General features: G+C 39.2%; 14 protein-coding genes. 8 read left to right on the top strand and 6 right to left on the bottom strand.

What is annotated here, in order from left to right; translation table 11 throughout:
* Positions 1 to 175 precede the first annotated feature (175 nt).
* Together gyrB and Q0465_RS06665 are read left to right on the top strand one after the other, a co-directional pair.
* Positions 176 to 2,140, top strand: coding sequence for a DNA topoisomerase (ATP-hydrolyzing) subunit B (gene gyrB, locus Q0465_RS06670; RefSeq protein ID WP_298614319.1), 1,965 nt, complete (start codon positions 176 to 178; stop codon positions 2,138 to 2,140).
* A 58-nt stretch (positions 2,141 to 2,198) separates the two neighbouring features.
* Positions 2,199 to 2,762, top strand: a complete 564-nt coding sequence (locus Q0465_RS06665; protein ID WP_298614318.1) for a TIGR00730 family Rossman fold protein — start codon at positions 2,199 to 2,201, stop codon at positions 2,760 to 2,762.
* 179 nt (positions 2,763 to 2,941) lie between these two features.
* Here the strand turns inward: Q0465_RS06665 and nusB are convergent, their stop codons facing one another.
* On the bottom strand, positions 2,942 to 3,889 hold the full coding sequence (gene nusB / locus Q0465_RS06660) for a transcription antitermination factor NusB (RefSeq protein ID WP_298614317.1): 948 nt from the start codon (positions 3,887 to 3,889) through the stop codon (positions 2,942 to 2,944).
* Positions 3,890 to 4,082: 193 nt separating this feature from the next.
* On the opposite strand from nusB, the gene recN reads away from it, so the two are divergent.
* The 5 genes from recN to Q0465_RS06635 all read left to right on the top strand — a co-directional run bounded on the left by recN (position 4,083) and on the right by Q0465_RS06635 (position 10,974).
* Positions 4,083 to 5,750, top strand: a complete 1,668-nt coding sequence (recN, locus tag Q0465_RS06655) for a DNA repair protein RecN (protein WP_298614316.1) — start codon at positions 4,083 to 4,085, stop codon at positions 5,748 to 5,750.
* Positions 5,751 to 5,758: 8 nt separating this feature from the next.
* Positions 5,759 to 6,598 carry an SDR family oxidoreductase gene (locus tag Q0465_RS06650; protein ID WP_298614314.1) on the top strand — a complete coding sequence of 280 codons (840 nt, stop codon included), beginning with the start codon at positions 5,759 to 5,761 and terminating at the stop codon, positions 6,596 to 6,598.
* A 267-nt stretch (positions 6,599 to 6,865) separates the two neighbouring features.
* A complete protein-coding gene (locus Q0465_RS06645) occupies positions 6,866 to 7,444 on the top strand; it encodes a 3'-5' exonuclease (RefSeq protein WP_298614312.1) in 579 nt (192 codons plus the stop codon).
* A 125-nt stretch (positions 7,445 to 7,569) separates the two neighbouring features.
* Positions 7,570 to 9,117 (top strand): replicative DNA helicase, encoded by a 1,548-nt coding sequence (gene dnaB, locus Q0465_RS06640; RefSeq protein ID WP_298614310.1) that lies wholly within the window; start codon positions 7,570 to 7,572, stop codon positions 9,115 to 9,117.
* A 39-nt stretch (positions 9,118 to 9,156) separates the two neighbouring features.
* Complete coding sequence (locus Q0465_RS06635; RefSeq protein WP_298614308.1) at positions 9,157 to 10,974, top strand: LTA synthase family protein; 1,818 nt, start codon at positions 9,157 to 9,159, stop codon at positions 10,972 to 10,974.
* On the opposite strand, the gene Q0465_RS06630 is transcribed toward Q0465_RS06635, so the two are convergent.
* From Q0465_RS06630 to Q0465_RS06615, 4 genes are all read right to left on the bottom strand, one after another.
* Positions 10,971 to 12,833, bottom strand: a complete 1,863-nt coding sequence (locus Q0465_RS06630; RefSeq protein WP_298614306.1) for a SpoIIE family protein phosphatase — start codon at positions 12,831 to 12,833, stop codon at positions 10,971 to 10,973. The genes Q0465_RS06635 and Q0465_RS06630 overlap by 4 nt on opposite strands.
* A 91-nt stretch (positions 12,834 to 12,924) precedes the next feature.
* Positions 12,925 to 14,112, bottom strand: a complete 1,188-nt coding sequence (locus tag Q0465_RS06625) for a metallophosphoesterase (RefSeq protein WP_298614304.1) — start codon at positions 14,110 to 14,112, stop codon at positions 12,925 to 12,927.
* A gap of 107 nt (positions 14,113 to 14,219) precedes the next feature.
* Positions 14,220 to 15,887 carry a formate--tetrahydrofolate ligase gene (locus Q0465_RS06620; protein ID WP_298614302.1) on the bottom strand — a complete coding sequence of 556 codons (1,668 nt, stop codon included), beginning with the start codon at positions 15,885 to 15,887 and terminating at the stop codon, positions 14,220 to 14,222.
* A gap of 39 nt (positions 15,888 to 15,926) precedes the next feature.
* Positions 15,927 to 16,814 carry a hypothetical protein gene (locus tag Q0465_RS06615; protein ID WP_298614300.1) on the bottom strand — a complete coding sequence of 296 codons (888 nt, stop codon included), beginning with the start codon at positions 16,812 to 16,814 and terminating at the stop codon, positions 15,927 to 15,929.
* A gap of 311 nt (positions 16,815 to 17,125) precedes the next feature.
* Between Q0465_RS06615 and Q0465_RS06610 the strand changes: the two genes are divergently transcribed.
* On the top strand, positions 17,126 to 18,406 hold the full coding sequence (locus Q0465_RS06610; protein WP_298614298.1) for a DUF2851 family protein: 1,281 nt from the start codon (positions 17,126 to 17,128) through the stop codon (positions 18,404 to 18,406).
* Here the strand turns inward: Q0465_RS06610 and Q0465_RS06605 are convergent.
* Positions 18,401 to 18,769, bottom strand: coding sequence for a hypothetical protein (locus Q0465_RS06605; protein ID WP_298614296.1), 369 nt, complete (start codon positions 18,767 to 18,769; stop codon positions 18,401 to 18,403). The genes Q0465_RS06610 and Q0465_RS06605 overlap by 6 nt on opposite strands.
* Between the last annotated feature and the right edge of the window lie 6 nt (positions 18,770 to 18,775).

The following is an 18,775-nucleotide window of genomic DNA, read 5'->3' as shown; positions in this document are numbered from 1 at the left end:
TAAGTAAGAAGATCGGATTTGTCCGGTGAAAATGAGTTTGGAGAAGGAGATATATGCCTTTTTCGAGTGGATTTTGTGACTTAAAAAGCTGTTTTTTCGGGGGAAAATGATTATATTTGTATGTTTTTGGAAAAACGGTTTTGGAAACCAGAAAGAAAATAATTAATATAATCATATGAGCGAAGAAGAAAAAGTGAAAACGGAACAGGAAGAATATTCTGCGGATAGTATCCAGGTATTGGAAGGTTTGGAAGCCGTAAGAAAACGTCCTTCTATGTATATCGGAGATGTGAATACGGACGGTTTGCATCATTTGGTATATGAGGTGGTAGATAACTCTATTGATGAGGCGTTGGCCGGATATTGTGATCATATACAAGTATTTATCAATGAGGATAATTCCATTACCGTACGTGATAACGGACGGGGAATTCCGACAGCCCGGCATGCCAAAGAGAACAGGTCTGCCCTGGAGGTAGTGCTTACTGTATTACATGCCGGAGGAAAATTTAATAAAGATTCTTATAAAGTATCCGGTGGGTTACATGGAGTAGGTGTTTCCTGTGTAAATGCACTTTCAGATAAGCTGGTTGCAGAAATATACCGGGAAGGAAAAGTGTGGCGGCAGGAATTTTGTAAAGGATGTCCGCAGGGGGATGTAGAGATCATCGGTGAGACCGACCGTACAGGGACTACAATTACATTTAAACCGGATGAATCTATCTTTTATGTTACGGAGTACAAATACGACACCCTGGCTACCCGTTTGCGGGAACTAGCCTATTTAAATAAGGGGATTCGTTTGTCGCTGACAGACAAGCGGGAATTGGATCCGGAAACTAATCAGCCCCGGCATGAGGTCTTTTATTCGGAATATGGTTTAAAAGAGTTTGTTGAATTTATCGATGCCAGCCGGGAAAAATTAATCGAGAATACGATTGATATCAATACGGAAAAGAATGGAATACCCATAGAAGTGGCTTTACATTATAATACTTCCTTTACGGAAAATGTTTTTTCTTATGTAAACAATATTAATACGAAGGAGGGGGGGACGCATCTGGCTGGCTTCCGGAGGGGGCTGACCCAGACTTTAAAGAATTATGCCGATACTACCGGGATGTTATCGAAATTAAAGTTTGACATAAGCGGGGACGATTTCCGTGAAGGCCTGACTGCTGTCATTTCTGTAAAAGTTCAGGAACCTCAGTTTGAAGGGCAAACCAAGACAAAATTAGGGAATACAGAAGTGGGTACTGCTGTATCTCAGGCGGTAAGTGCTGCATTATCGAATTATTTGGAAGAACACCCTAAAGATGCCAAGGCAATTGTCGATAAGGTAATTCTGGCTGCTACGGCCCGGCATGCTGCCCGTAAAGCGAGGGATTTAGTACAGCGTAAATCGGTACTTTCCGGTTCTGGATTACCCGGGAAATTAGCGGATTGTGCAGATAATGATCCTGCTAATTGTGAAATATTTCTGGTCGAGGGAGATTCTGCAGGTGGATCGGCTAAACAGGGAAGGGATCGTCAGTTTCAGGCTATTTTACCGTTGAGGGGAAAAATCCTCAATGTGGAGAAAGCCATGCGTCACCGGGTATATGAAAGTGATGAAATTGTCATGATCTTTAAAGCTTTAGGAATTACACCAGGGACAGAGGAAGACAGTATGGGAGTAGATTTGGACCGGATCCGTTATCACAAAATCATTATTATGTCGGATGCCGATGTCGACGGTGCTCATATTGCGACTCTGATTATGACTTTGTTTTTCCGTCACATGAAGTCCGTTATCGAACACGGGTATCTTTATATAGCCACACCTCCTTTGTATCTGGTAAAGAAAGGAAAAGAACAAAGGTATTGCTGGAATGAAGAAGAGCGGCTGCGTCTGATTCAGGAATGGGGAGGAGGCAGAGAGAGCAATTTACATATTCAGCGGTATAAAGGTTTGGGAGAAATGAATCCGGAACAATTGTGGGAAACCACTATGGCACCGGAAGGCCGCACTTTGCGTCAGGTATCGATAGAGAATGCTGCGGAGGCAGACCGAATATTCTCCATGCTGATGGGAGATGATGTACCGCCCAGAAGGCAGTTTATTGAACAGAATGCTACTTATGCTACTATAGATACATAATTTTAATATACTTTAGGTTTGCAGGCCGGCAAGCCTAAAGTCCTAATCTATTTCCTGAATGAATATTTGTATTTTTTGTGCGTCTTCTGATCATTTGGCTCCTGTGTATTTTGAACAAGCCCGTTTATTAGGAGAAGAAATAGCCGGACAATCCTGGAAGATTGTGTACGGGGGTACAAATTGCGGGCTGATGAAAGAAGTGGCACAGGCTGCCTTAAAAGCAGGAGGAAAAGTGGAAGGAGTGATCCCCGCTTGTATACAGGAAAGGGGATTGACGGCAACGGGTCTGACAGAGTTATATGTGGCGGCTGACATGAAGGAAAGGAAACAGAAAATGAGGGATATGGCGGACGCTTTTATCGCTATGCCCGGGGGGTGGGGAACTTTAGAAGAAATTACTGAAGTTATCACTTTAAAACAATTGGGGATGCATACTAAACCGGTGCTGTTTTTTAACATTAACGGATTCTATGATTCCTTCTTTTCTTTTATAAATGAATCTGCCGGAAACGGATTTATTGCTCCGGTTTACGAAAAGCTATATAAAATTGCAGGTAGTGTTTCAGAGATTGCCTGCTACCTGAAAAGTCCGGGAGAGACTCATCTATATTCAAAATATTGAACCTGATTTATTTTGAAATATATTTTTTTTTAATATCTTTACCCCAATAATATAAAAATGGCGGGATGTGGTTTATGATGTGCGAGGAGCACTCAAAGATACCCTTGTAGAGATTACAATGGAAATTTGAATTAGTTTTAGTTTAGTTTAGTCAAAGGGGGATATCATATCCCCCTTTGTTATTCCATTAAACCTCTTCCGGTCTTGTGAATTTGTTCCGTTTCTTTCAGTTGGGCAACAGCTTTATCCAGTACCCCATTGATAAAAGGACCGCTTTTAGGTGAACTATAAGATTTTGTTATTTCGATATATTCATCCAGTGTTACTTTAATGGGGATAGCAGGGAAGTGTTTTAATTCAGACAAAGCTAAAGACATAATCAATTTGTCCATATCGGATATCCGTTCAATTTCCCAGTTTAAAATATATTTATCAATAATTTTAAGGTTTTCGTCCTGTTCCAATATTGTTTTACGCAACAGCATTTTGGCAAAGTCCAGATCTTCTGCTTCATTGTAGATGGCGTAAAAAATATTATCGTTTTCAGTATCGCTTTCTTTAATATTTTTCAGGGTTTTATAGACGACATTCAATACTAATTCAAAATCGTCATTCCAATAAATGTTGATATCTTCTAGTGTTTGGAAAAAGATTTCATTCTGTGCAATAATTTCTGTAAAAATGTCGAGTATAAATCGTTTATGATCTTCAAAATTCACTTCTTCCCGGCTCATATATTCTTTATAAACCGGATGTCCGGTAATGGTATTATAGAGAAAATAGATTAATTCCATATTATCATTCCAACTGATCGGATGATTGAGCAGATAGGATTTGAATTTTTTATTTTCAGACAGTTTCGAAAAAATCGGATTATCGATAAATCGGGTATTGGGATGCAAATCATCCTCGGTAGCAAAATGTTTATTTTTTGCCGCATCTATTTTTAAAAAAGCTTTATGTCGTAATTCTGTAAGTAACAGAAGAATTTGATAATAGAGGTCTGTACTTTTCCCGATACTTTTTAATAAGTCCCGTTCTGTTTCTGCCTGCGATACACCTTCTTTTTTAGAATAAGCGTAAAGGAGTTGTAAAACTTTAATCCGGATTAATCTTCTGCTTGTCATTTCTATGAAGAACAATTGGTTTATTTTGACGCCGCAAAAGTAGTAAATTAATTGAAAAGCGGGAATTGAAAATTGAAAATTATATCTTTGCAAAGAATATAAGTAACCGATAGAGGATTTTTGGCCGGAATTACTTGAAAAGTAAGCCGTCAGCAAATGAGGTTACGCGAAAATAGGAATTTGATTAAAAAATATGATAGAGAGTATCGGTATATATAATTATGCATTGATCGAACAAACTGAGATGGAGATGCAAGCCGGTTTATCTGTAATTACAGGGGAAACAGGAGCTGGTAAGTCTATTTTATTAGGAGCTATCGGACTGACCCTGGGACAACGGGCGGATATTTCTGTATTGATGAATAAGGAGAAAAAATGTATCGTTGAGATTATATACAATGTGAAAGGGTATTCTTTATCCGGTTGGTTTAAGGAGAATGAATTGGATTATTCAGATCATGTTGTGGTTAGAAGGGAAATAACTGCCGAAGGAAGGTCCAGGGGATTTATCAACGATACACCTGTGAATAACAAAATCTTGAAAGAATTCGGGGAGTATATGGTGGATATTCATTCGCAGCATCAATCTTTGCTTTTGGGACGCCCGGCTTACCAAATCGATATTTTAGATGCTTTTTGCGGAAATGTTTCAAAAGTGGCGGAATACCGGAAATGTTATGAGGAGCGTCGCCTTAGCCTTCTGGAATTAAAAGAGCTGAAGGCCAAAGCATCGGAAGCGGTAAAGGAAGAAGAGTATTTGAAATATCGTTTAAGTCAGTTGGAAAGTGCTAAACTGAAAAAAGGGGAAAAGGTAGAACTGGAGGAAGAGTTGGCTCTGTTGACAAATGCTGAAACAATTAAAACCGGATTCAGTCAATTAACGTATCAATTGAGAGATACGGAAAATAATGCTGTTATTCCGGTTTTAAAAAATTGTAAGCATGTTTTCGCTTCTTTACGCCCTGTGGTGAAAGAGGCTTCGGAATATGAGGAACGTTTGAATTCCGTTATTTTGGAATTGGGTGATTTAGCGGATGAAGCAGAGAAACGGGCAGAAAATACGGAATTTAGTCCGGCCCGTATAGAGCTTGTTAATGCCCGCTTAAACGTAATATATGATCTTTTATTTAAATATAAAGTGGAAACAGTTGAGGAGTTGCTGGAAATAAAAGAACAGATTTTCGGGCAATTATCAGGGATACAGGAATATACCGGTAATATTGAAAAGCTTGAAAAAGAGATCGCAGGAATGGAGAACCGGATGCAGAAATTGGCTGAACAATTACATCAGACGCGGATTGATGCCCGGATTCCATTGTGTCAGGAAATGGAGAATTTGTTACAGGATTTGGGGATAAAGCATGCCCATTTTGAAATTGACATTCAGGAAACAGAGGAATTTCTGGGGAATGGAAAGGATGAGGTTACTTTCCTTTTTGCTGCCAATAAAAATCAACAACCGGGTGAAATTGCCAAGGTTGCTTCCGGAGGTGAAATATCCCGGGTCATGCTTTCCCTGAAATACGTATTATCAAAAACCCGTCGGCTGCCTGTAATTGTTTTCGATGAAATAGATACGGGATTATCGGGAGAAGTGGCGCACCGGATGGCACAGATGATGCAAGAAATGGCCCAGGGAATGCAGGTCATCTGTATTTCTCATTTGCCTCAGATCGCATCGGCAGGGAAAGAACATTTTAAAGTATATAAAGAAGATCGTCAAACCAATACGGTTTCCAGGATCCGAAAATTATCCCGTACAGAAAGGGTGAATGAAATTGCCGGAATGATCAGTGGGAGCGAGATTACTTCTGCAGCCCTCGAAACGGCAAGAAATCTGTTGAAGTTTGAAAATAAATAATGAATAATATGGCATATAATTTACTGAAAGGAAAAAAAGGGATCATATTCGGGGCATTAAATGAGATGTCCATTGCCTGGCAAGTGGCTGAGAAATGTTTGGAAGAAGGAGCCCGGATTGTGTTGACGAATACTCCTTTATCTATCCGGATGGGAAAAGTAGAAGAATTTGCAAGGACGAATCAGGTTCCTCTTATTCCTGCAGATGCTACAAACATAGAGGATCTAAATCGTCTGCTGGAAGAAGCAATGCATCATTTTGGAGGGAAAATAGATTTCATTTTGCATTCTGTAGCGATGTCTCTGAATGTCCGGAAAAAACGGTCGTATGACGATTTGGATTACGATTATTTGCAGAAAACCCTGGATATTTCAGCGGTATCTTTCCATAAAGTATTACAATGCGCAAAAAAGTTGGATGCCATTAACGAATGGGGGTCGGTGGTGGCTTTATCCTATGTAGCGGCTCAGCGTACTATGTATGAATACAATGATATGGCTGATGCAAAAGCAATGCTGGAATCCATCGCACGCAGTTTCGGCTACATTTACGGAAGGGAGAAAAAAATCCGGATCAATACAATTTCCCAGTCTCCGACGTTGACTACGGCCGGAAGCGGCATCAAAGGTTTTGATTCCCTAGTCGATTTTGCTGATCGTATGTCTCCTTTGGGGAATGCTACGGCAGAAGAGTGTGCAAATTATTGTATCTGTCTGTTTTCGGATTTGACACGTAAAATTACAATGCAGAATTTGTATCATGACGGCGGATTTTCCAGTATGGGGATGAGTTACAGAGCTATGCACCAGTACAATAAGAGTTTCGATACAGATAAAAACGACAAATAAGTAAAACGTTCCACTGTTCCCTGCTCAATCCCCTTTTTTGTATGGTTAGAACGTCAGGCGGGAGTGAACTTGAGTCGGGCTTTGCTGCTTCCGGCATAAGTTTCCCTTTTTAGGTCTGGATTGAAACGCCTGAACCGGTGGGTATTTCTTTTAAATACCTTTTCTGAGCTGTATTGTAAAAGTTATTACAGCTTTAAAAAATAAATATTATATTTACAATCGATAAAATGTGGGCTTCAATTTTCAATAATTGATTTAAAAAAAATTATGTCTTACTTGTTTTTTGATACGGAGACGACTGGTTTGCCTTTGCGTTGGAATGCTCCGGTAACAGATACTGCTAATTGGCCCCGGCTGGTACAATTGGCATGGGTGGTATGTAATGCTGAAGGACGTATTGAATCGGAACGGAATGCGATTATCCGGCCGGAAGGGTATACGATTCCGGCAGAAGTGGCACGGATACATGGAATTACGACCCAATTGGCACAGGAGAAAGGGGAAAATTTGAAGGAGGTGTTAGAGGATTTTTCAGAACAAATCGATAATGCTCAGCTATTGGTTGGGCATAACATTAGCTTTGATGAATGTATTGTAGGAGCTGAATTTGAACGTTTACGCATGATGACTTCTTTGTTTTTAAAACCCAAATACTGTACCATGAAATGCTCGGTGGAGTATTGCAAACTACCGGGGAAAAAAGGGTTTAAATCCCCGAAACTTTCAGAACTGTACCGGATTTTATTCGGTACTAATTTTAAGGATGCCCATAATGCATTGGCAGATGTGGAAGCTACAGTCAAATGTTTCTGGAAGTTAAAAGAATTAGGGGTAATCAAAATCTGAAATTGTATCTTTACTTATCAACAGTGTTGTTGATTTCTTTCTGATAAAACGGGAGGGTATTTTTCTTCTGTTTTGGTCTATTGTTATACCTTTGTGGTGTTCAATAAAGGAATTTGAATGGAATTATGGCAAAGAAAACAGAGAATATAAAAAATAATTATCGGGATTTATCTTCTGAGTACGGTAAGATGCCGCCTCAGGCAGTGGATTTGGAAGAGGCCGTATTAGGGGCTTTGATGTTGGAAAAAGATGCTTTTGCCATAGTCGGGGATTTACTGAAACCGGAATGTTTTTACAAGGATGCACACCAGCGGATATTTAAAGCCATTCATCAATTGTTTATCAAAGATGAGCCTGTGGATATACTCACGGTGAGCGTGGAATTGAAAAGTAGCGGAGAGTTGGAACAGGTTGGAGGGTATTATTATCTTTCGCAACTGACTTCCCGGGTCGCTTCTGCTGCCCATATTGAGTTTCATGCCCGGATTATTGTCCAAAAATACATACAGCGGAAACTGATTGGGGTGTGTACAGAATTGCAGGATATGGCTTATGATGAGGCAACGGATGTAGCAGATTTGGTAGATAAAGCGCAGAAGGCTGTGTTTGATATTGCAGACGGGAATATTCGGAAAGATACTACGGAAATTGCTCCGCTGATTGAAGATGCTATCCGGGGTATAGAAGCTGCAGCAAAACGTCCGGATGGAATTAGCGGTATTCCTTCCGGATTTACGGCTTTGGATGAAGTGACTTCCGGCTGGCAGAATTCTGATCTGGTCATCATTGCTGCCCGTCCTGCCATGGGAAAGACTGCATTTGTGCTTTCCATGGCCCGCAATATGGCGGTTTTATATAAACAACCCATAGCTGTTTTTTCTTTGGAAATGTCTTCCCTGCAATTGGTCAATCGTCTGATTGCCAGTGAGACAGAATTGGGATCTGAAAAGATAAAAAACGGACGTTTGACAGAAGAAGAATGGAAACACCTGCACAGTAAAATAAAGACTTTAATAACTGCACCTATTTATGTAGACGATACTCCGGCTTTGTCTATTTTTGAATTACGGGCGAAATGCAGGAGATTAAAACAAAAATATGATGTCAAAGTAATCATTATCGATTATCTTCAACTCATGACGGCAGGAGCGGATATGAGGGGAAACCGGGAACAGGAAGTCAGTATGATTTCCCGGCAATTGAAGATTATTGCAAAAGAATTGAATGTACCGGTTATTGCTCTGTCACAGCTGAACCGGGGAGTAGAGTTGAGAACGGGAGATGCCAAAAAACCGATGTTGTCCGACTTACGTGAATCCGGGGCGATAGAACAGGATGCTGATATGGTATTATTTATACACCGTCCTGAGAAATATGGTATCATGACAGATGCTCAGGGAAATAGTTTAAAAGGGATTGCTGATATCATTATTGCTAAACACCGTAATGGAGCCGTAGGGGAAATACAATTACGTTTCAGGAGTGAATTAACTCAGTTCTGCGATTTGGAAATGGTTACTCCTTTTCATTCGGATACGACAACCGGGGAATTAGTGACCCGTACCTATAGTTCCAAATTAAATGACGATCCTGTACCGGCGCTGGATACCGGTTTTGAAGAAGGAGGAAAGTCATTTGAGGCAGGAACGGATTCCGGAAAAGCTCCGTTTTAAAAAGAATTTCTGATATAAAGAGTTTAAAATTACCGGTCTATGCGTGCAAAAATAGGATTTTTAGTAAAATATTATTTATTCTGGATATTGCTGTCTGTAGTAGCAAAAGTGATTTTTTTACTTTATGAAAAAGGAGACGGGCTGCAGACAGGGGATTATTTTCAGCTGTTTTACAAAGGACTGCAACTGGATTTTTCATTGGGAGGATACATTATGATGCTGGCCTGTCTGCTGACGGCATTTACTCCGTTTGTACGGGAACAGATCATAAAAGGATGTTTTGCTCTGTTGACAATTGTATTACTGCTATTGTTCTGGACAGTAGTTGTTGTAGATTTGGAACTCTTTAAAAATTGGGGATACCATATTGATTCTACTCCCTTGTTGTATATAAAGACTCCGAAAGAAGCCCTGGCTTCTTTATCCAATGGCCTGATTGTCGGGTTAGTCCTGTTTTTGATTGTACTAATTGCTGGAAGTTATTATTTATACCGGCATTTTATTTCCCGGCCTTACCACTATAAATCCGGTTCCTGGTGGCAGGTTCCTGTCTTTTTGATTTTAAGCGCATTAATGATTATTCCTGTAAGGGGAGGCTTTAATGTTGCTCCTATGAATACGAGTTTTGTCTTTTTCCATAAAACCAGTATGTTCGCTAATCAGGCAGCAATCAATCCCGTTTGGAACTTTATTTACGAAGTACTTCACATGAATAAGGCCCAAAAGAAATTTGAATATATGCCTGCAGAAAAAGCTCATGCGATTGTGGATACATTAATGCGTCAGGGAGGAACTTACAAGCAAATTTTAAATACTGACCGCCCCAATATTGTTATTCTTTTATTGGAGAGTTTTACGGCGAATGCGATAGAGGTTTTAGGAGGGGAAGCAGGCGTGACTCCTCATTTAAATCAACTGGCCAGGGAAGGTATACTTTTTTCCAATATTTATGCTGTGGGGAACCGTTCTGACCGGGGAATGGCCGGAGTGATCAGTGCTTATCCTTCCCATCCGAATTTTTCTTTATTGAAATACCCCAATAAAACGGCTACACGTCCCCGTTTTTCAGAAGACCTGGAAGCCAACGGTTATCATACGCGTTTTTACTATGCGGGCGATATCAATTTCGGAGGCTTCCGCTCGTATGTTACGATGAGTTTTCAGGAAATGGTCACAGAGGATGATTTTTCAGGAAAAGCTCAGGAAGAACGGTTTAAATGGGGTATACACGATGAGTTTATGTTCGAACGCCTTTTCCAGGATGTAAGTAAGGCTCCGCAACCTTTTATGTATATGGCTTTCAATATGAGCAGCCATGAACCTTTTGAAGTTCCCATGGAAACCCGTATCGCGGGAAATTCGGAAGAGAAACGTTTTCTAAATGCTATTTATTACAGTGATGCTTGTATCGGCGACTTCATCCGTAAATGTAAAGCATCCGGAATATGGGATAATACTTTATTTATTTTGGTAGCAGATCATGGTACGATAAAAATCGGGGATTTACAGCCTTTTGAACCAAGAGCTTTCCATATCCCTTTTCTGCTTGCCGGAGGAGTGCTAAATGTGCAGGATACTGTTATTTCGACCATCGGGTCCCAATCGGATATTGCAGCAACCTTATTAGCCCAGTTGGGAATTGATCATTCTCAATACCGATACAGTAAAAATTTGCTTGCTGAGGATATAATTCCTTTTGCCTTTTATTCTTATTCCAATGCTATGGGTATTATTTCACAGGAAGGTATTTCCATTTACGATTTAAAAAGTAATAAATACCTGAGAGGCGATAGTTTAACTTTAAATAATGAACGGTTAAAAGCTTATTTACAAGTATTAGATGAAGATGTCAATTAATTTGGAATTCCTTTGTATAAAATAGAAAGGATAGTAAAATCGTCTGACTGGCCTGCATCTTTTATATGATGATGTATGCCTGATAAAATGGAAGAAACAAGGGTCTGCGGAGAACGGTTTGTCGCTTGCTGGATGTATTCCATCAGTCTGGCTTCTCCGAAAAAGTTTCCGTTTATATTTTCGGCATCTGTAATACCATCGGTGAATAAGAGAATCTGACATCCTTTCCGGAGAGTATAAGTGAATTCTGAAAACTTATAATCTTCCAAAATTCCAATAGGTACATCTGTATACTTATTCAAGGTATGAACTTGGCCGTTCTGATGAATAATTAAAGGACGGGGATGTCCTGCATTGGTAAAAGTAATAATTCCTGTATTTATATCCATTATGCCGATAACCATGGTTACATACATATCGTCTTCATTGTTGTCACACATATGGGCATTGATGGTATTGCAAATTTCGGCAGTAGAGTCCTGTCGACTGGCTACATAACGGAAAAGCTTGATGATAGAAGCCATGTAAAGGGCTGCCGGAACACCTTTCCCTGAAACATCTCCAATGGCAAAATAAAGTTTATGACCGATTAAAAAATATTCATATAAATCTCCTCCTACACTTTTGGATTGTTTCAATTCTCCGTATAACTCTATGTTACGGGGTAAAGCAATAGGTTTCGGCAAAAATCGCTGTTGTATTTTTCTGGCTAATTTTATTTCTGTTGTGATCTTTTCATTTTCTGCTGTCGTTTTCTTTAATTCTTTGATATAGGAGGTGATATTGTTTTGCATATAAGCATAAGACTCGTATAATTCCCGTAATTCTTCATTGTGCGGATCAGCAGGAAATTGCATATTCCCTTCCCCCTGACAGCTGCTTCTTACGTTTTTGGTAAATTCACCTAAGGGAAATAAAGAATGATGTACAATCCGGATGATAATATAGAGGAAGATGAAAAAACCTGTACCCAGTATTAAAACAAATAAAAAACAAAATTTATCGAAAACAGAGAATATTTCTTTATCAGGACAAAGGGTGTTTATTTTCCACTGAAAAACAGGATCGGTATTGTAATACAAATGATAACGGGTGTTGTTTTTTATAAGATTTGCTTCGCCTCTTTCTGTCGTCCGGTAATTTTTTATTTTATCACAGCATTGTATATGCTTATTTTTCAGATAAGTAAATAAATTTCCGTAACGAATAATTTCTGATTTCGGATGAGAGAGGAAATTGCCTTCTTTATCCGTAATAAAAACATAACCTGATTGTGAAGGTTTGATATCGTGAATGAAAGTCGTGAAATACTTTAAATAAAAATGGAGTTCCAGGTTTCCGGATTTATTTTGTTTCGGAGAAGAATTAACGGGTGTGCAATAGCAGAGTATACTCTTTTCAGCGTTTTGAGATTTCAGATACCAATAGCCTTTTTGACGATTTCTCCGGATAATCCGGTTGGTATCTGAAAATAAACTGCCATTGGTTTTGGAATTGCCGTCAGGCGTATTTACCGAAGGTTTACCATAAATATGATTATTATACCGAAGGGAAATTTCTGAGAGAAAAGGATAGGCGTTTTGTATTTTTGAAAGTATATAATCGAAATTTGTAGAATCATTCATTTCTTCTGTTCCCAATATATGTTGGGAAATTTGTTCAATTTCACTTACCTTACGTTTTAAGATTCTGCCAATATTGGAAGTCAGACCATTCATCTCATAGGAAATATAGGTATGCGTAAAATTTTTGGCAGAAACGTATAGGCATACAGATACAATCGAAAATATGCAGAACAAAGCCATTAAGAGATACAGAATCAGTTTTTGTGAAAAACTCCTGTAAGTATACTTCTTCATTGTAAATCAGTCAATTTGAAATTAGTTTAGTTTAGATTTAGAGTAGTTTAGTTAAGCAAGCAATTTATAAAAAAGTTAATAAATTATTTATTTATTTGCAATTATTTGTTAAAATGAGAACATTAATTTCCGGTCTTAATCCGATTCGTCCCGGAAATCCCAAGTATCCCTGACCTCGGGAAACATTTAAATACTGATTTTGGTTTTGGTAAAGTCCGTCGTATTCCGGATACATATATTGGGCAGGACTCCATTTATATTTTCCGATTTTTATGCCCATTTGCATGGCGTGAGTATGCCCGGAAAGAGTGAGGGGGATATTTTCGTTCAACACCTCTGCCCGCCAATGGGAAGGATCGTGGGAAAGGAGGATGATAAAATGATCCTGTATTCCAGCAATTGCTTTTTTGAGTTTGCCATATCTCGGGAAAGGCGGGTTTCCCCAGTTTTCAACTCCTGCAACATAAATGGTATCTCCTTTCAGAGGTATCTCCTGGTGGTCATTATTGAGCATTGTAAATCCGGCTGCTTTCATATTCCGGTAAAAGTTTGTCATATTTTGTTTTTGTTCTTCCGGAGAATTCCAGCGGGTATAATTTCCGTAATCGTGATTTCCCGTAACTGCGAATTTACCATATTTTGCTTTTAACTTACTCAATTCGCCTGTCCAGGGAGCTAATTCTGAAGCAAAATTATTGACCATATCCCCGGTAAAAAGAATGAGGTCCGGCCGGAGAGCATTTACTTGTTCTACGAGTTTGGAAATCCCTGCATAATGGGAGGGGAGACTGCCTACATGAAGATCTGTGAGTTGTACAATTTTAAATCGATTAAAGGCTTCCGGCAGGTTGGTAAAACAAACTTCTTTCGTATTTACTTTAAAATTATAACGTCCCCAGGTGATGCTGTATAAAAGCACGAGAAAGAGGAGTATAGCACATATGGCTGCGATTTTGTGTCCTATCCGTTTTATTTTCCGGTTTAGCAATCCGCCGATATTTGCTAAAATATTCAATACAATAAAAATAATTTTGGGAGCATAGAAAAGAAAAAGGATACCGATAGCTAGACCAATCCAGTAATAACTCTCGGGGCCTTTGAGACGGGGTACCGCAAAATTATAAACAGTCAGACCCAGTATAAATAATAAACTGTGGAGCCAGTAAAAAAGAATATTTCGTTTTTTATATAGAAACTTCCTGATTTGAATAAAGAGTATAGTGTCTGTTAACACTATGAATAATATACCAATTAAATAGATCAAACTATTACTGCGCATAGTAAACTGATTTCAACATTGGACAATGAAAAATTTCCCGGTAGAAGGGAGGAGAAAGTTTTTCCGGTATTGGCCTGAAAGGATTGGGGCAAATACCGGATAGAATTTTAGAAAAGTCCTGAAATATGTCCTTCTTCGTCGATATCAATGTGTTCGGCAGAAGGGATATCGGGTAAACCAGGCATTCTCATGATGTCGCCCGTTATGGGTATGATAAAACCAGCTCCTGAAGCAATTTCAATTTGACGAACGGTTACAATAAAATCTTTCGGCCTGCCCAATAATTTCGGATTATCCGAAAGCGATTTTTGAGTTTTTGCGATACAAACAGGAGTTTTATCCAATCCCAGAGAAATGATTTTCTTCAAATCATTTTTGGCTTGGCTGGTGTAATCAATAGCAGCAGCTCCATATATCTCTTTAGCAATTGTTTCTATTTTTTTCTCAATACTCCAGTTCCAGTCATAAAGGGGACGCAAATGGCATACACATTGTTCCGCTACTTTAGCAGTGAGTTCTGCTAATTTTTCAGCGCCTTTGCCTCCCTGGGCCCAGACATCTGCAACTTCCATAGGTACACCCAGTTGCTGGCATTTATTTGCAATGAGTGATATTTCAGCATCTGTATCCGTGACAAAACGGTTGAGAGCTACAATCGGGCAAATATTGAATTTTTTCATATTTTCCACATGCTTTTCCAGATTTTCCATGCCTTTTGCCAGGGCTTCCGGATTTTCCTCTTTCAAAGCATCCGTCTTTACTCCGCCATGATATTTCAAGGCTCTTACTGTAGCGACAAGGACTACTGCGCTTGGATTTAAACCGGCTTTGACACATTTGATATCGAAGAACTTTTCTGCTCCCAGGTCAAATCCGAATCCGGCTTCTGTAACCACGAAATCCGATAAAGACAATCCCATTTTAGTAGCGATGATGGAATTGGTACCTTGTGCAATATTCGCGAACGGACCTCCGTGTATTATAGCAGGATTGCCTTCTATTGTCTGGACTAAATTTGGCTTTATTGCCTCTTTGAGTAAGGCTGCCATCGCTCCGTTGGCTTTTAAATCCCGGGCATATACCGGACATTTGTTGTAAGTATATCCGACAAAGATATTCCCCAAACGCTCTTTTAAATCAGCAAAATTTTCTGAAAGACAGAGTATGGCCATAACTTCTGAAGCTGCCGTAATATCGAATCCGGTCTCCCGGGGTATACCGGATGCCGTTCCGCCCAGACCTACGATGACGTGGCGTAAAGAACGGTCATTCATATCCATAACGCGCTTCCAGGTTACTGTACGGGGATCTATTCCCAGGGAGGTCGACTTACTTTGTATGTTATTGTCGATTAAAGCGGCAAGTAAATTATGGGCTTTTTCAACGGCATTGAAATCTCCTGTAAAGTGAAGATTGATGTCTTCCATGGGCAATACCTGGGAATATCCTCCTCCCGTTGCCCCGCCCTTGATGCCGAATACAGGCCCTAAGGAAGGTTCGCGAAGTACGACAGTCGTCTTTTTGCCAATACGGTTTAATCCTTCAGTCAAACCGATGGAAACGGTCGTTTTCCCTTCTCCGGCAGGAGTGGGCGAAATAGCTGACACTAAAATCAGGTGTTTCCCTTTCAACTGATCTTCATGGATTAAAGAAAGGGGTAACTTGGCTTTATATTTTCCGTAAAGTTCCAGCATATCAGGGTCTATGCCTAGTTTTGCTGCAATTTCCCCAATGGGTTTTAATTGGATGGTGTTGGCTATTTCAATGTCTGTCATAGTTGAGTGTATATGTTTGGTTTCTAAAAAGGACAATTCTTATTTAAGGAAAAACTCCGTACTTCCAATGTTTTCATTGTCGCAAAATAAATCAGCCGTATACCGGCCCTTTACCAGACTTCCGTCATTAGGCCAGTATATAGACATTTCCAGACGTTCACCCTCGTATTCAAATTCCCGTTTTGCTGAATAGGTAAGGGTAGCGTTCTGGTATTTAAAATAGGATTTATCACTGAAAGCGATCACTTTGTCATCCGGACGGGTGAGACGCAGGTAAACCGTCCGTTTTCCCCGTTTAGCCGTAATATTTTTGGGAATGATAAAATCGGCCCGTAACTGGAAACATTTTTTCCAGTTTACTTCTTTTCCCTTTTTATTGATAGGAACAATGACAAAATTTTCTGCAGTCAAAGCACCGGCTATCGCTATGACCTTTTTCATGTTTTTTTGTTCGTTTTCCAATTTTGTATTGCGTTCCCGTACCCAATTCATTTGTTGTTTTACTTCCGTGTTTTCCTGAGCTAATTGCTGATTCAGGCGGTTCAGGGAATCAATTTGTACCACATAACTTCTCAATACAGTTTTGAGTGTTCCGATTTCCCGTTTGTATTTATTGATTTCTGCGTAAGAATTATCCCGGAACTTTTTCATTTCAACCATTAAGGTGGCAATCTTTTCCTGTTCAATCAATAATTTTTCATTTAAGGTGTCATTAGACGTTTTTAGATTGTCGTAATGGCTACTGAGATCAGTCAGTTCCTGCTCCAACAATTCCTTTTCTTCATGAATAGCCGCAATGTGCTTTTTATTTTGGGACCATTCTACCAGAAAAAATATAAGTAAGATAACTAGCACACCTGCAAGACAACCGATAATTACCACCAGCCGTTTGTCTTTTTTACTTTGAATAAATTTATTCTCTTCCATAAACGAAGTAAGGTTTTTATTTTAAAAATTCAATAACATCCATTCTTTTGACTTTTCAAACGTTTTCCATTTTAAAAGTTTAATAGCACCTATTGTTTTGTCTTTTCGAATGTTTTCTATTTCTATTATTCAGATTTCTTTGTTTTTCTTAGAAATAGCCGTTTAAAATAAACGGCTTTAGGTGCAAAGGTATGAAAAATAACCTTGAAATGGTAAGAAGAATAAATGAAATGCTTTTATTTTCTTCTTCATAAACTTTGTTTTTGAATTTTTTTAACGTAAATTGTGTATGTGTTGTAAATCCGTTAATAATGAATGAAGATTTTCTCCAGTATATATGGGCCAATTCCCTTTTAAAAAATAGGGAATTGATAACTCATACGGGCAAAAGGATTGAAATTTTACAACCGGGTTCTTATAACCGGGATGCGGGTCCTGATTTTTTCAATGCCCGCCTCCGGATGGATCATGTTATTTTGGCCGGTAATATTGAAGTTCACCTGAAAAGCAGCGATTGGTACAGGCATGAACACCACAAAGATAAAGCTTACAATAATGTTATCCTTTCTGTTGTCCGGGAGGATGATGTCCGGATATATACTCAGGAGGGAACAGAAATAGAATGTGTCGAATTGGAATATGCTGATTATTTATACAATGAATATATTTATATGCGGGATACAATTCAGCAACCCGGTTGTTACCGCCGCCTTGAATTATTGGAAGATTCCTGGTTTTATCTGACGTTGCAGAGTTTGACAATAGAACGGTTGGAAAGAAAAGTGAATGATATCCGGAAAATTCTCTCTCAGACGAAGAACGACTGGCAAGAGTGTTTTTATCGTCTGATGTGCAGGTATTGGTCTGCAAATATAAATTCCGATTCTTTTTATCAATTGGCTTTATATCTGCCTTATAAGATATTACTGCGTTATATCGACCGTCCTCATCTGGTAGAAGCTTTGTTATTGGGATGTTCAGGTTTATTGGAGACTGCTCCTGACGAACCTTATACACTGAATTTGAAAAAGGAATTTCAGTATTTGCAGAAAAAGCATAAATTGTGGACGATGCAGGCTGCCCAGTGGAAATTTATGCGTATACGCCCGGAAGGATTTCCGACCATACGACTGGCATTGCTAGCGGCTCTGTTATGTCGCTTCGGACATTTATTGGCGGCTATCTTAAAAACTGCTGCACTGAAAGAAGTGTTATTTCTTTTCGATGTACAGGCTTCTGTCTACTGGGAAACACATTATGTTTTCGGAAAAGAATCTTCCTTCAAAATAAAAAAATTGGGAGAAGGAAGCCGGAAAATAATTCTGATCAATACCGTTATCCCTTTTTTATTTCTCTATGGGAAAGGACGGGGAGAGGAAAAATGGATAAAAAAAGCCTTGGATTGGCTGGAAGAGACGGGTCCTGAAAATAATTATATTGTAAGAGCATGGGAAAAACAAGGATTTGTATTCGATTCTGCTATGCAGACACAAGCTTTGATTCAATTGAGAAAAGTCTATTGCGAGGCTCATCGCTGCCTGCAATGCCGTGTGGGAAAGCAAATATTCAGAAACCTCAGTTTGGGGTCATAATAGATCCAGAGCTTCCTGACGGAGAATGAGGGGAAGATTGATTTCTCTTTTTTCCAGACTTATCAACCAGTCGGATACTTCTTCTTTCCGAAGTGTATAAAGTATGTCCCGGAAAAGGTCAATTTGTTCATCTGAATACTGTTCGGCATCAATGCCCCGGAAAGCATCTAATTCTTCGTCCTCAAAATATTCGATTTCCGGCTTTGCTTTTTTCAGTCCCTTTTCACAAATCGCATGAGCCCCGCAACATCCTTCTGCCGGAGCATGAATTTCTTCGGGAGTATTATTTTTACGTTTGAAAAGAAAAGTAAACAGGGCAACTGTAATCAGTAGCCCTGCTATTCCTAGAATAATATACAGCATATTCCC

The organism is uncultured Odoribacter sp. (assembly GCF_937966165.1).
Taxonomy (GTDB): domain Bacteria; phylum Bacteroidota; class Bacteroidia; order Bacteroidales; family Marinifilaceae; genus Culturomica.
This window is presented reverse-complemented; position numbering and strand designations above follow the sequence as displayed.